This window comes from Cupriavidus sp. HY129 (genome assembly GCF_059492215.1).
Genome location: NZ_CP083255.1, coordinates 2,205,091 through 2,219,236, shown reverse-complemented (window position 1 = coordinate 2,219,236; position 14,146 = coordinate 2,205,091). Strand labels below are relative to the sequence as shown.

General features: G+C 60.4%; 10 protein-coding genes. 4 read left to right on the top strand and 6 right to left on the bottom strand.

Annotated elements, in window-relative coordinates; genetic code table 11:
- Nucleotides 1–44: 44 nt before the first annotated feature.
- Nucleotides 45–2,102 (bottom strand): TonB-dependent receptor, encoded by a 2,058-nt coding sequence (locus tag K6G35_RS26265; RefSeq protein WP_495676585.1) that lies wholly within the window; start codon nucleotides 2,100–2,102, stop codon nucleotides 45–47.
- A 759-nt stretch (nucleotides 2,103–2,861) separates the two neighbouring features.
- On the opposite strand from K6G35_RS26265, the gene K6G35_RS26260 reads away from it, so the two are divergent.
- A complete protein-coding gene (locus tag K6G35_RS26260) occupies nucleotides 2,862–4,391 on the top strand; it encodes an IS3 family transposase (protein WP_058698951.1) in 1,530 nt (509 codons plus the stop codon).
- Between the two features lie 77 nt (nucleotides 4,392–4,468).
- The gene (locus tag K6G35_RS26255; RefSeq protein WP_495676584.1) at nucleotides 4,469–5,896 is read left to right on the top strand and encodes an ISNCY family transposase; all 1,428 of its coding nucleotides are present in this window, start codon (nucleotides 4,469–4,471) and stop codon (nucleotides 5,894–5,896) included.
- Nucleotides 5,897–6,694: 798 nt separating this feature from the next.
- Here the strand turns inward: K6G35_RS26255 and K6G35_RS26250 are convergent.
- Entirely contained in the window at nucleotides 6,695–7,171 is a 477-nt protein-coding gene (locus K6G35_RS26250) for an OmpA family protein (protein WP_152564946.1), read from the bottom strand.
- A 192-nt stretch (nucleotides 7,172–7,363) separates the two neighbouring features.
- Nucleotides 7,364–8,035 (bottom strand): hypothetical protein, encoded by a 672-nt coding sequence (locus K6G35_RS26245; RefSeq protein ID WP_152564947.1) that lies wholly within the window; start codon nucleotides 8,033–8,035, stop codon nucleotides 7,364–7,366.
- Between the two features lie 1,801 nt (nucleotides 8,036–9,836).
- Between K6G35_RS26245 and K6G35_RS26240 the strand changes: the two genes are divergently transcribed.
- The gene (locus tag K6G35_RS26240; RefSeq protein WP_495676583.1) at nucleotides 9,837–10,700 is read left to right on the top strand and encodes a hypothetical protein; all 864 of its coding nucleotides are present in this window, start codon (nucleotides 9,837–9,839) and stop codon (nucleotides 10,698–10,700) included.
- A 39-nt stretch (nucleotides 10,701–10,739) separates the two neighbouring features.
- On the opposite strand, the gene K6G35_RS26235 is transcribed toward K6G35_RS26240, so the two are convergent.
- Together K6G35_RS26235 and K6G35_RS26230 are read right to left on the bottom strand one after the other, a co-directional pair.
- Complete coding sequence (locus K6G35_RS26235) at nucleotides 10,740–11,384, bottom strand: dihydrofolate reductase family protein (RefSeq protein ID WP_495676582.1); 645 nt, start codon at nucleotides 11,382–11,384, stop codon at nucleotides 10,740–10,742.
- Nucleotides 11,385–11,488: 104 nt separating this feature from the next.
- Nucleotides 11,489–11,914 (bottom strand): PaaI family thioesterase, encoded by a 426-nt coding sequence (locus tag K6G35_RS26230; protein ID WP_495676581.1) that lies wholly within the window; start codon nucleotides 11,912–11,914, stop codon nucleotides 11,489–11,491.
- A 75-nt stretch (nucleotides 11,915–11,989) separates the two neighbouring features.
- On the opposite strand from K6G35_RS26230, the gene K6G35_RS26225 reads away from it, so the two are divergent.
- Nucleotides 11,990–12,583 carry a TetR/AcrR family transcriptional regulator gene (locus K6G35_RS26225; RefSeq protein WP_186425196.1) on the top strand — a complete coding sequence of 198 codons (594 nt, stop codon included), beginning with the start codon at nucleotides 11,990–11,992 and terminating at the stop codon, nucleotides 12,581–12,583.
- A 39-nt stretch (nucleotides 12,584–12,622) separates the two neighbouring features.
- Here K6G35_RS26225 and K6G35_RS26220 read toward each other — a convergent pair whose 3' ends face one another.
- Complete coding sequence (locus K6G35_RS26220; protein ID WP_495676580.1) at nucleotides 12,623–14,116, bottom strand: M81 family metallopeptidase; 1,494 nt, start codon at nucleotides 14,114–14,116, stop codon at nucleotides 12,623–12,625.
- Nucleotides 14,117–14,146: the final 30 nt, after the last annotated feature.

Here is a 14,146-nt window from a genome sequence, read left to right as displayed (position 1 = left end):
ACCCGTCAATCGTCGCTTGTGCCATGCATCGAAAGGTCCAATGTTCAGAAACTCCACAAGACGCCCACCCGGAACGTCCTCGGTTCGGCGGGGTGGATATGGTGATCGTTGATCCCGGCAGGCGAGCCGTCTGCGTTGAGCGGTGACGTTTCGCCCTTCAGCAGCGAAGCATAGTAGTAGTCGATGTCGTTGACCCGCTTGCCGAACACGTTCAGAACTTCGGCAAAAATCCGCACGCCCTTCAGTACTCGATAGCCCACCTTCAGGTTGACAAGAAACGAGGAAGCGGAACGCACGCTGTTGTTCTCGATGAGCGGACGTGGGCCGAAGTAGCGGGCCCGCGCGCCTACCGACCAGCGTCCCGTGTTGTACGACACGCCGGCCGACGCCGTGGTCTGGATCGATTCCGGAATGTAATCGCCGATGTCCTCGTGATCGCGGAAGCGTGCCCGCGAGAAAGCCGCGTCCGCATCGAGGATCAAGCCGGCGAGCGGGCCGTCGGGCGGTGCATAGTAGCCTGCCAGCTCAATCCCACGGCGGCGGCTTGGTCGGCTCGGTTCTGTCGTGCCGCTGTCGCCCGAGAAGACCAGTTCCGATCCGATGTCGAGTTGCCAGAGCGAGGCCGACAACTGCAGGGCAGGGGCGAGCCGCCGGGTGCGGATGCCGATCTCGTAGCCGGTTGCCGGCACGAGCACGCTGACTTTCTGTACCGGTGCGCCCGTGGACGGGTCAATCGTGGTGGTGGCGCCGCGTACGTCGTTGCTGTGATAACCGCGCCCCCAGTTCAGGAACACTTCGGTCTGGTCGGCCGGCGACATCACGACGCTGAACTTGGGGCTGATGATGTGGTCGGTGCCGTTTCCGGAGTTGGCGGGATTGTCGCTCGAAACACCGTACCAGAACTGATCCGCCCGCAGTCCCGCGATCGTGCGCAGCCAAGGCAGCCATTCGGTCGTGTTGCGTACATATAGCGCCGCACTGGATTCGTTGACGGTATCGGTCCGAATCGTTTCGTAGATCTGCCGCTCTTCCGAATTGGCCAGTGCGATAGGGCCCAGCCGGTCGAATCGGACCTGCGCGCCGACCTCGGTCTCGGTGTCGCGCGGGCCCAGCTTGCCGAACCAGAGGCGCGACGCGTTGACGCCTGCGGTGACGCGATTCTCGAACTGCTGGAATTGGTCGCCACGTTCCGGGTTGTTCAGCGCGTAGGTGAAATTCGAGAACAGTTGCAGCCGGCTCTTGATGACATAGGCATTCGCCCTGAACAAGCCCGATTGCACGGGCCTGAGCCAGTCGGCGGACAGGCTGTAGCGCGACGCATAGCCGCCATCCGTGGGATCGATATTTCCGAAGCGGGAGATCAGCCCTTCGTTGATCGCGCGCTGCGGCACCTGGTCGGTCGAGTCCCAGCTATTGCGATAGCCCATGGCGGTGATGCCGACACGCTCGCCGGCACTGAGCGGCAGCGTGTATCGGAACATACCATTGAGCTTGTGCACGCCTTCCGGCAACACCCACGGACCATTCTCCTGCAGCCATTCCAGCCCATAGAGCGCGGTGCCGGGGCCGACCTGGTGGGAGTTGGCCAATACCGCCCGACGATAGTCGTGCTGGCCCAGTTCGATCTGCGCGAGACCGGTCGGCAGTTGCGACACATAGTCCATGCTCACGGCACCCGCTGCCGAGAAGTCTCCCTCTTCGGCAAAGTACGTGCCCTTCTTGTAGGCGATGCCGCTGACTAACTCGGGAATCACGAAATTGAGATCGGTGTACCCCTGGCCATGGGCGTTGGTACGCATGTTGACCGGCATGCCTGCCACGGTCGTGGACAAGTCAGTGCCGTGGTCAAGGTTAAAGCCACGCAAGAAGTACTGGTTCGCTTTTCCGTCGCCGCTGTGCTGTGTGACGATCAGTCCCGGGACGGTTTCCAGCAGTTCGCCGGGACGTAACAATGGGCGATTGGCGAGTTGCTCGCGGCTGACGTAGCCCTGGTTGGCGGAGACGGCGGTATCCGCAGTCGCGACATCGAAACGTGCCGCCTGGACGGTGATCGCCGGAAGCTCTTGTTGGGCTTGCTGAAGGCCACCTGCAAGGGCGCTCACTGGAATGGCGCCAAGTGTCGCCGCGCGAAGGCCAAGTTTTGGCGTGGTCGGGCGCCGCAAAGGCGCCCGACGAGAAAAATTGCTCTGGGTCATTTTTATTTTGTGAATTGGTAATGAGGAGGTGCGCAAACTTCATACCAACGAGCAAGCACCGATGTGGTGCGGATCGGTCGGGCAGGGTGGGGGCCGCTCGCAGACCGAAGCGGTCTCGGAATTGCTGTCAGTCGTGGCATCACGCGCGGCCGGGGACGATGCGAACTCCCGTGCGGCCAAGCCGCACATGTGGCAGGTGGCCGAAGGAGCTAAGCCGCTGCAGATCCTTTCGTACTGTCACCGGCATGGCCCGCTGCGTCAGTGTGGCCGAGTCAATGCCAAACCTGCCGCACGCTGGGCAGGTGCAATGGAGGCGGCGCAGTTCACGTGCGCGGACGCGCTACGTGGCTCTGTGGCTCTGTGGCTCTGTGGCTCTGTGGCTCTGTGGCAAATCGGGCGATTTGCGGGATCGGGTGAGCATGGCCGATCGCAGTCTGCGGGTGATAGCCGTGCCCAGCAAAACGCGGTAATTGTGAGTGGGGCCTCAATCTAAGCCCATCGCTAGGCTTGCCGAAGAGGCAGCCATTTGCGCAGCTTCCTCGATCAAATACCTGCCCATCAAGTATTTAACATAATAATGATTATAGATACGGTGAATGTAAGGGCTAAGTTGTAATGTCGTACCTGGGGGTGCGGATGAATTCTTGGACTACTTGGAGGTAGTTCATGTATTCGTACGAGGATCGCATCAGGGCGGTCAAGCTGTATTTAAAGTATGGAGGAAAGACGGCAACGGTCGTTCGTGAGCTGGGCTATCCGTCGGGTAAGAACCTGAAGCGGTGGGTCAACCTTTACCAGGCACTGGGGGACCTGCCCGAGCACCGCCGTCCAAGGCATCGATACACGCTGGAGCAAAAAAGCGTGGCGGTGGATCACTACTTCGGTCATGGCTGCTCTCTAGTTGGTACCCGCAGAGCCCTCGGGTATCCCAGCACCGAAATGCTGGCCCGCTGGATTGAGGAGCTGCGCCCTGGCTCGCGTCGCATGGTCACGAGCACAAACACCAGTGCGCCGTTTGCGTCCGAGCAGAGACGTCAGGCAGTCACTGACCTTTGCGCCCGCCGGGGCTCAGCGGAGGAAGTAGCGAAAAAGGTTGGAGTAAGCCGACCGATGCTGTACAAGTGGAAAGATCAACTGCTCGGAGACGAGGCATATCGATCTATGCGCAAACGTAAATTGGCCTCGCCTGAAGACGAGCATGCAGCGTTGCTGGAAAGAATCGCGCAGCTCGAACAGCAGGTACGCCAGCTGCAACTTGAGCGCGACATCCTGGCGCAGGCGGGCGATCTAATAAAAAAAGACCAAGGCATCAACTCCCTGACCCTGACAAACAGGGAGAAGACACAGGTGGTTGATGCCTTGAAAGCTACGTATCCGTTGCCTGAGCTTCTTCGCGTCGTCGGGCTTGCGCGCAGTAGCTACTTCTATCACAAGACAGGCTTGAGGCTGCGCGATAAGTACGGCGATGTACGTAAGGCCATGGTCGAGATCTTTGACAGCAACCATCGCTGCTATGGGTACCGTCGTATCCACGCGATGCTGCGTCAGCGAGATATTCGGATCTCCGAAAAGGTCGTGCGCAAATTGATGGCGGAGGAGCAGCTTACTGTCCGTCGGCCTCGTCGTCGGTACAGTTCCTACAGCGGGGAGATTGGCGCTGCCCCCGAGAACCTGATTGCTAGGGATTTCCATTCGCAGGCGCCAAATCAAAAATGGCTGACAGACATCACCGAATTCCAGCTTCCAGCTGGCAAGGTGTATCTATCGCCCATGATCGATTGCTTTGACGGCAAGGTTGTAAGTTGGTCTATCGGCACGAGGCCTGACGCACAATTGGTCAATAGCATGCTCGACGGCGCCATCACCACGCTCACCGATGGCGACAGCCCCGTAGTACACAGTGATAGGGGCTCGCACTATCGTTGGCCGGGATGGCTGCAGCGCATCAAGGCGGCTGGTCTCATCCGTTCCATGTCGCGAAAGGGCTGCTCACCTGACAACGCAGCCTGCGAAGGCTTCTTCGGTCGCCTGAAAAATGAGATGTACTACTGTCGCAACTGGGCTGGCACGACGGTAGAAGGATTCATGCACGAGCTAAACTCTTACATCCAGTGGTACAACGAGCGGCGCATCAAATTGTCGCTGCGCGGCATGAGTCCGGTCGAATACCGGCGCCACCTTGGAATCGCAACTTAACTCAGTCCAAGAATTCATCCGCACCCCCCCTGGGCTAGATTGAAATGTCGTACCCCACAGCCTGGCTGGAGCGCGACATGACACGACCGGACGCCATCACCATGGGAATGCGGGAACTGGACCGTTGCAAGGTCATCGAGGCCGTCGTGCAGGACGGCCTGATGGTGTGGCGCGCGGCGGAGAAGCTCGGCATCAGCCGGCGCCAGGTCGAACGGCTGGCGCTGCGCTACCGGCAGGACGGTCCGCAGGGGCTGCTCTCCCGTCGCTGGGGCCAGCCCGGCCACAACCAGCTCCCGCCTGGCGTCGAGGCGCGGGCACGCGGATTGATCCGTGACAGCTACGCCGATTTTGGCCCGACCCTGGCCGCCGAGAAGCTGCGCGAGCGCCATGGCATCGACCTGGCCAAGGAGACGGTGCGCCGGATCATGATCGATGCCGGGTTGTGGGTGCCGAGGAAGCAACGCCCGCCCAAGGTCCATCAGCCGCGCAACCGCCGCGCCTGCCTGGGCGAGCTGGTGCAGATCGACGGTAGCGACCACGCCTGGTTCGAGGACCGCGCACCCGCCTGCACGCTGCTGGTCTATGTCGACGACGCCACCGGCCGGCTGATGCAGTTGCTCTTTGTGCCGACCGAATCGACCCAGGCCTACTTCACGGCGACGCGAGCCTACCTGGAGCGCCACGGCAAGCCGCAGGCGTTCTATTCGGACAAGGCCGGCATCTTCCGGGTCAACGCCCGGGACAGCGCCGAGGGCCGTGGCTACACGCAGTTCGGGCGAGCACTGTATGAACTCAATATCGACATCATCTGCGCCAACACGAGCCAGGCCAAGGGCCGGGTGGAACGCATGAACGGCACGCTGCAGGACCGACTGATCAAGGAACTGCGGCTGCAGAATATCTCCAGCCTGGCCGCCGCCAACGCGTTTGCGTACGCTTTCATGGCCGATTTCAACGCGCGCTTCGCCAGGGTGCCACGCAGCAACTTCAATGCCCACCGGCCGCTGCGCGGCGACGAGGAGCTGGCACGGATCTTCAGCTGGCGGGAGTGGCGCAAGGTCTCGCAGAGCCTGACCCTGCAGTACGCCAAGGTGCTATACCTGCTGGAGGATCTCCCGGAACACCGCCGGCTGATCCATCGCTACATCGAGGTGGCCGAGTATCCGGACGGACGGATTGAGCTGTGGGCGGATGGCACTTCCCTGCCCTACACCACCTACGACCGGTTCCCGGAGGTCGACCAGGGCGCCATCGTTGAGAACAAGCGCCTGGGCCACGCACTGGCCATTGCGGCCGAGGTGCAGTCGCTGCGCGACAACCGCCGCTTCGGCGCGCCTTCCCGCACCCTTCATGGCGAGCCGCCGCGGCCTGCAGCGGTACCGCTGAACGTCAAACGACAGCGCTTGGTGAATCGGCTCGACCTGGAGCGGGCGATGCAGCACCACCCTCTTTCCGCCGCGAACGATGATTCGACAGAGGACCCGCCACATCCGCCCGCTGCCTAGATGGCGCCTTGCGACCCCAAGCGGCCAGTCGTGGCTTCCCAATACGGACGTCCGCCCCCCCTACTGTCACTTACGTAGTTCGGAGCTTGTGCGCACGAAAACCATAGTCCGTCGGCGTAAAAATTGAAAACCCGAACTCGTCGAAAACCGGCCGCAGTCCCTCGGCAAAGGGAGTTCCGTAGACCTCTAGAATCGAGTATCCCGGATCATCTTGGGAGTGACTATTATGATGCTCGTCTATAGAATCTAGGATGGCGTCGCACCAGCTTTCTCGATCTGCTCCATACGGAATGAACGTAGTTACGCCGCCTTGCACGTTGAGCCCGGTCGAATTCGGTGACGTGGACCAAATTTGCTCCGCAACGACAACATTTGCCGGGGTAGCCACAACCCACGTGTGCCAAACACCCTCGGCCACATCCCGAATTCGAGATCCAAATTCAGGATCTACGATGAGTGCGACAGTGTCCTTCATCACCATTCGTCATCTCCCAAATTCAAGCCTCATTACCGGTTTCCCGAAGGCAACCCTGCGGAGCGGCAAGCCGCAGCATGATTCACATTGTCGACGATTTAACTCGTGACGTCGAAGGTCCGATTTTGGCCGATAGCGGACTACGGCGGGAGTACCATGCCACCGCGCTCCGCGATCGCAGCTCGATGTCTCAGATCGGCCAGATTGAGCCACTCGGAAACCGCTTGCGACCGTCTGCTTGCAGCCGGGAGCGGTCGCGCAACCTCCACCCTTATTGAACCGTCGCCAAGAATCGGGCGGCGTCCATTCCATTACCATTGCAGCTACTGGTGCGTTGCCTCCTTCCAAGGCGGAAAGTAAGCGTCACATACCTCGCGCCCCTCTGTGCACAACCCCTTCAGAATCACCAACGCAGTCCCTGCGCGTTTTGTGTTCTGGCCAACGGCAAGGTTTAGATATATCGACGCCGTGAGGTTGGCACCTTCTACGGCTTCATAAAACTCGTCAATTGCCTGTGCCCTGGCTTTAGCAATGGCAAGTTGGCCCCGGTCCTCCCGGAAATCAGCTTGGTCACTAAATGCAATTATCATCACCGAAGGCCCGCGCATGGCATCGATGTGCTCAACCGTCTTGCGCAGCTTCTCTCTTGAGTCTACCGACAACTCTGCACTGCCCTTCTCGAACGTTAGCTCGGCGTAGCTCTCGTGGAAAAAAAGTGTGAGGGGGACGGCGGAGGCCGAGAAGAACAACAACATGGCTACGACAATGAAGCTATGGAAGCGTCCCAACAGAATTCCCACCGGTGCTCTGACAAGGGGAATCTAGCAAAATCGTGCCCATCGCGAATTGCGAAATGGAGGGGTGTCGCAGCGATACGACGGGCACGACTTATCCATTCGCGGATGACTGCTCAGGGGCGTTCTACGCCCCGAGCAACCCTGAAAATCGGCGAATAAACCCTTGTTTGCCCCCTGAGTCTTGTAGGCAGAGACCTAGTTCACCGGCTGAGACAGGGAGATGCCATCCACACAGCCGCTGGGTTGGAAAGAGACCTCCATCGAACCTGTTGGTGTCTTGTACGTGGAAATATGATAGATGCCGTCTGCCGGTGTCTTCTCGTCTGCCCCATTCGGCTGTGAATCAACTAACTCGGGCGGCAAGGGGCGCCTGTTTTCCCCTGGACCGAAGACGTGTATCACTTCGCGCTTCGGTATGCAGATCAGCTTCGGATCGAGCCAGAAACTCACCAGGTAGGCTGTCTTGCCGGAGCGTGTCAGGACCGTTCCTACCGATCCGGTACGAATGAGCCGGTCCTTCGAAATGAAGCGTTGCTTCATTCCGCCATTCGATGGCTGAGGCGCTTCCACTGCGATGAGTCCCAGATAGCCGCTCGTCTCAATTGTGAAGAGTTGCAGGTCAGGTGATGCAATCACCTTTTGCAGACCCTGCCAGATACGCGTGCTGGCGGGCGGCAATAGATGTTCGACAAGCAAGGCGTTATCGCCTCGGATGGTGACGCCCTGAGCGGCATAAGCCGACTGTCCCCAAACGGATGCCGTGACAACTACGGCCGCGCACAGCCGCGCCGCAAACGCCCTGAAAGTTGAGCACCCCTGATCACGCAAGCAATGGCTGATTCCGGAGCAGTTGCAGCAATCTGTCATGATGGCATTTCGATGTCCGCGATACGGATCCGCAATCTAGCAAGGAAAAGCGCAAGCTCGAGACGTTCGAAGTGGGGTGTCCCAACGGCACAACACTACCGCCCGCCACTGGTAATCACCTAGCCGTGGCCACTCAACGGGACGCTGTACTGATCCACAAACGGGCAAGCAGCGTTGCCGGTCTTCTGTGACCGCCTATAGATCGCGTCTGCTTCTAAACGCTTGTTTGCGTGGCGACACCTTGCCCATGAGCATTAGTAGCGGAATTGCCAACAATGGACTAATCCCAAGCGCAACAAGAACCCATCTCCACCTTGATCGGCCGTAAGTGGTGGCAAGGGACCCACACACACTGGAAAAAAGCACCCAGAGTGGGACCACGAACGACAGCACCAGCAAAGCCATATAAAAAATCATGGAGGTTCCGCTTCCCCAGTTGAACACCGGATGGACTGCTATTTGTCGAGCGTCGCATCAACACGCAAAATTCGATGCGGACATTTTAACTTTGCTGGCGTCCGAACCATTTCAACTTAGCTTCTATGCTTTGACAGCAAGGACGCTCTGGGTGTCTCGGCCCTTGCAATTTCCTCGATCTTGACGCGATTGCTCCCGCCCTGCATAGAGCGACCTGAATCGGCGTGATCGTAAGCTTTGGCGCAATCGCGTTTCGATCGACTGCAGTAAGTCAGCCTTCGGTCACCGACAACGGACTCCTTGAACGACTCAGAAGGGTCGTTCTGCGACGGTCGCGGCTGGCCTGCTGCCCTCGTCGCCATTTTCCACGCATATCTAGTAGCTACCAGCTATCCTTGAAGTCGGGAGACGCCCGGTAGGTAGCACGGTCGTGCGCCTCAACCTGGGCTTGGTCCCAATCGAGGTCGGCCAGCGCCACTGCTCGACGAGAGCCCCATCAAAGTCCCCCACCCCGCACAAAAAGCACGCCCGGACTGACATTTCTAATTAGCGGACGGAGTGACATCTCAGAACCCACTGGACAGTGAATGTAGGGGCTAAGTTGTAATGTCGTACCGGTCAACCAGGCGGCAACGAATGCGCTGATCGGGTCAAGTCCGTGCGGCGCGAGACAGGAAGCACCGGGCATCTGGACGAAATGTTCGTGGCGCTGCACGCTTCGAGACCTGGCGTGTCTTCGCCGGTATCACCCAGAATCCGTCCGCGGTCCATCGAAAGGCCGTCAATATCATCCTCATTGCGGACCATAACCATTAACGTGACAAAGCCGTTGCGCGGAGTATGGTCTAATAGCGCCGCACGACTCTCGGCTGGACCACGAAGTCCAGACTGCGCGGCGACACTGTCTAGTGGTGTACCGCCCTGTAAGACGCCAACTGCGCGTTCGTCGTGTGAGCCCCCTTTCAAACCTGGCGATCGAATGCATTCCGTACAGACCCACAGCGCCAACCGCCAACATGCCAAGCATGTTGCGTACGCCTGTGCCTGTGCCGATCTGCGCGACTCTGCTATTCCGCAAGTGATCGCCCAACAGGCTTCCCTTCTCGCCGTGCTTTTGTTAGCCGTGCGGGAAGCCAGGGACTAAATCGCAGTCCACCTGATCTTCCTGGCACGGCATCTTGCTCTGGGGGATGCGAGCGTTCGAAGGCGGTCTGCTGCTTGCTGTGCAGGCCGACAACTGGCCGCTCGCCCTCACCTCGATCAATTACCGAACCCAAGCCGGCTTCGATCCAATTCGGGTACCTGTCGCCTGTCATCTGACGTGGGCGGAATCTGCTCGCCGTGCGACGGCCCGGGCACGATTGCAAGCGGCGATTTCATTGCTATGGAACTCTCTCAAAACCTTATCAAGGCCAAACGCCCCTGCGCGGATGGATACAAATGGTTTCTGCGCAATCGCGACGGTGGTAGCGACTATCAACGGCTGCTCGATGCGCTGGTCCGCGCGGATCGCGTTGCGGATGCCTGCTGGCTGCTCCAGCAGTTTGGCCCGACCGATGCGGTGCTCATGCTGAATGCGCTCGACACCAAGGCGTTGGTCTTCGCCGGCACAGTGATTGTGAAAGGAAGCGTCGACGTCGAATCAGTGATCCGGGTCGGGCACAGCATCCGTGTCGGCGCGGGCATCCGGGCGGGGACTGCGATAGTGGCCGGTACGGATATCGACTGCGGAGGGAACGTCTACAGCGGTGGCACCATCGAGGCTGGCGACGATATCAAGGCCAGTTGGGGAGTCGAGGCCGAAACAAGGATCGATTGTGGAGGCAATCTCCGCGCCGGTTGGTGTGTCACCGCCGGCGAGCGTATATCGACGCATGGCAACCTGTTCGCTGGAGACGGCATTACCGCGCAAGGCGCTATCCATTGTGGCCGTGGGATCAGGGCCGGCGAGAGCATTGACGGACAGCATGACATCATTGCCGGCTGTGGCATCGAGGCTGGCGGTGCCATTCACGCCGGTCAGCACCTGGAAGCGGGATGGGGTATCAAGGCCAAAGGCTCCATCGTTGCCGAAGGGGCCATCAAGGCAGGCGAGGGAATTGAAACCGAGGAAGATATTCTGACCGGCGCAGGCTATGGCATTTACGCGGGGCTGAATGTGCGCGTCGACGCCTGGGACGATTGCGCCCGTATCATTGCCCGGCAAAAACCGACCGAGTTGATTAGCGGAAGCTGGGGGCCCCGCTGAGGACTGGCGCCGATCTGCAGGCATGTCATCCGTGCGTCCCTAGCGTCGCAGGATGACATGCGTAGCCTTTTCGGTGGCAACAGACTCAACGCACGTATATCCCAACGCTCTCAAGTCGATCCCTTCGAACAGCGATTCTCCCCGGCCAAGCAAAACCGGCGAGATGGCGATGTGCAGTTCATCGATGAGGCCTTCGCGAAGATACTGCCTGATCGTCTCCGGCCCGCCGCCAATCCGCACGTCCATGCCGGCAGCGGCCGCGCGGGCGCGGTCCAGGGCCTCGCGAATACCGCCTGTGATGAAGTGGAACGTTGTACCGCCTTTCATCTCGACGGAGGGGCGCGGATGATGGGTCAAGACGAAGACTGGAACGTGATACGGGGGACTGTCGCCCCACCAGCCGTTCCAGTTCATGTCCGGCCAGTCCCCACGAATGGGCCCGAACATGTTCCGCCCAAGGATCCAGGCGCCGACATTCTGAAAGCCGCGCGCGGCGAAGTCATCATCAACCCCGGTCGTGCCGCCGTCCTTGCCGAACAACGATCGCTGGAACGTCCGTGTCGGGACGAACCACTGATGGAGTTCTGTCCCGCCAATGCCTAGCGGATTGTTAATGTCCTGATTCGGACCCGCTCCGTATCCGTCGAGCGAGATGGTGAAGCCGTTAACGCGAACGCGTGCCATCGTTTGCCTCCGTTTGCCACCGTTTGGACGCCAAGAGGAAATCCAGGGCCCAGACAACGGATGTCGACCATCAGATATCGCGCCGCGCCATCCGCCTCGCCAAGCTACCGCGACTCCTCAACCGGCACAAGGATCGTGTCGCCAATCGCCACCAGCTTGCGCGCATTGTCCTCTCCCAGCGCATACAACTCGGCCTTGGTGAAGACCTGCTTTTTGCCCGCTTTTACCACCTTGCCCTGGGCGATAAACCGATGCCCAACCGCCGGCGCGAGGCAACTCACGGCGATGTGGGATGCCAGGACGCGGCCGGAAACCGTTGCGGCGGCAAAGCCGCATACGGTGTCGAGCAAGGCCGAGATCAGCCCGGCGTGCAGGAAGCCGGAATATTGCGCCATGTCTTCGGCGCGCCAGTCCATCCCCAATTCCGCTTCGCCGTCACCCGCGCGCAGGACCTCGAACCCGGCCCATCGGTTGAAAGGCGCAGTGGCGCTGATTTGCTGAATCAAGGCAAGCTTGTCCTGATGTTCCATGTACGTTCTCCTCGATATTATGTAGACCACTCTATATAATTCGATCAGGGAAAACAAGGCAAGGACCCGAACGACATGTCAGCAGCCGCCAAGCATCGTGATGCGATCGTGCAGAGTGCCGTCGCGCTTTTTCGCAAACAGGGATATGCGGGCACCGGTCTGAGCGACATCCTTGGCGCGAGTGGCGCGCCAAAGGGGTCGCTTTACTACTACTTTCCGAACGGGAAGATCTCGATCGGCGTAGCGGCAATCGAGTTTGCTGGCAATAAGGTCGCGGCGACGCTGGAGGAGTTGGCGCGCCAATCTGACTCGCCTTCCCGCCTGATCATGCAGTATTGCGCACTGCTTGCCGGCTGGATGAAGCAATCTGAATTTCGGGACGGCTGCCCGATCACGACCACGCTTCTGGAACTCGCGCCTGAGCACGAAGACATTCGGCAGGCCGGCGAGGCAGCATTTGGCGCGTGGGCCTGCATCATCGAGCAGGCGCTGCTTCGAAGCGAAGTGGAAGCGCCCCGGGCGCACCGGCTATCCCGCATGGCAATGGCCACGATCTCGGGAGCGCTGGTCCAGATGCGCGTGCAGAAGAGTGCCGCGCCCTTGCTGGATGCCGCAGCCGAGCTCGAACTGCTATTTGAGTCGGCCCTGCCGAATCGACGCTCAGGTTAAGCGCATGAGCCCCCTGCCATGCGCCCTTCCCCGGTCAAATCAACCTGCCGACGCCGACCAGGCCGTTTCCTTGTCCAGCGGGTACACCGGCCTGGAGACATTGCGGAACGGGAACATCTCATAGCGCGAACTGGTCACGCCTTCGCTATCGCATTCGATCACTGACTTCGCGATCGGCACGAAGACCGGCCTGCAATACATGCGCGACTTCAGGATCAGGAGCCGTGCAGCGTGAGGGTCCACGCCGATATGGGTGAAGATGCCAAGGTCCCAATGCTCTTGCGGCGTTTCTGTGACGATGACCTTTGCCGCCCCGGTATCGAGCAGCACCGTGCGGCCCATCCGGATGCGCTGGCCCGTATATGTCGGGCCGGAGATGACGTATTCCCCGTCGCTGATCGCGGTGACCTTGCCAGATAGCAGCTTTGATTCCGGATACACGTTGAGCTGGGGCGCGGCCACCTTGTCGCCGACGTTGAGCGTGACGCTGGCTCCGACGCCTGCCGCGATCAGTTGGGCCACGGCTTCCGGGTCGCACACCGGGCCGACTGCAATGCCATCCAGGCCCTGGGCCAACGCCTCGTGCAGAACGGCCATGTTGTCGCAGGTGCCGCCCGACATGCAGTTGTCACCATGATCGAGGAGCAGCACGGGACGGTGCTCGGCGGTGGCGTTCGCCGCAGCCGCCGCCATGGCGATGGATGTCGGCAACGGATCGGGGCGATATGTGAAGCCCTCGCGCTCTTCCCAGATCTGCGCCGCGATGCGCTCGGCCACCTCGTCCGCCTTCTGGCGATCGCCATCGCCCACCACGATCACGCTGATGCACGGCGCCGGAATGTCGGCCAGACCAAAGCCGGCCAGGATGGATACCGCCAACATGCCGCCCTTTTCCGCCTCCTTGGCCAATGCCACCGCCCGTTGCATGGCCCCTTCGTCGGTACGGCTGCGCAGGGTATGGGTTACAAGCGGCGGTCTGCGCCACGCCATGACGGGACGCACCCGCCCGGCGATCATCTCCAGAAGCAGGCGGCCGGCATGTTCCCCGGTTTCGTACATGTCGATATGCGGATAGGTCTTGAAGCTGACGGCAATGTCGGCATGATCGATCAGCGGCTGCGTGATATTGCCGTGCAGATCGAGCGCAACCGCGATCGGCGCGTCGGGCAGGACCTGGCGCAGGCGCTGGAGCAGTTCTCCCTCGCCATCGTCGCTGTTCTCCGCGACCATCGCACCGTGCAGATCGAGCATCACCGCATCACAGCCCGCCGCCGCCGCGACGATCGTGTCCGTCAGGTGCGTATAGGCGTCAGCGGCCACACGGCCGCTTGGGTTCGCGCCGGCGATCACCGGCACCACGATTTCCGCGCCCGCCGCTTCGGCGAGGTCGATGAACGCGCCGGCAGCAGTGCGTGTGCCCTTGGCGGCCCGATACCCTTGCGCCCCGTACCGTGGGCTGAAGGACTCAAGTGGTGTTGCCACCGGCGAGTATGTGTTCGTTTCGTGATTGAGCCTGGCGATCAGAATCTTCATGGGTGTCCTGAATGATCGAAATGATGTCGA

What these genes read in the sequence shown, in the direction of transcription:
- K6G35_RS26240 (WP_495676583.1), top strand. Translation starts at nt 9,837, where the DNA reads ATGGAACTCTCTCAAAACCTTATCAAGGCCAAACGCCCCTGCGCGGAT.
- K6G35_RS26230 (WP_495676581.1), bottom strand. Translation starts at nt 11,914, where the DNA reads ATGGAACATCAGGACAAGCTTGCCTTGATTCAGCAAATCAGCGCCACT.
- K6G35_RS26235 (WP_495676582.1), bottom strand. Translation starts at nt 11,384, where the DNA reads ATGGCACGCGTTCGCGTTAACGGCTTCACCATCTCGCTCGACGGATAC.
- K6G35_RS26220 (WP_495676580.1), bottom strand. Translation starts at nt 14,116, where the DNA reads ATGAAGATTCTGATCGCCAGGCTCAATCACGAAACGAACACATACTCG.
- K6G35_RS26245 (WP_152564947.1), bottom strand. Translation starts at nt 8,035, where the DNA reads ATGACAGATTGCTGCAACTGCTCCGGAATCAGCCATTGCTTGCGTGAT.
- K6G35_RS26260 (WP_058698951.1), top strand. Translation starts at nt 2,862, where the DNA reads ATGTATTCGTACGAGGATCGCATCAGGGCGGTCAAGCTGTATTTAAAG.
- K6G35_RS26255 (WP_495676584.1), top strand. Translation starts at nt 4,469, where the DNA reads ATGACACGACCGGACGCCATCACCATGGGAATGCGGGAACTGGACCGT.
- K6G35_RS26225 (WP_186425196.1), top strand. Translation starts at nt 11,990, where the DNA reads ATGTCAGCAGCCGCCAAGCATCGTGATGCGATCGTGCAGAGTGCCGTC.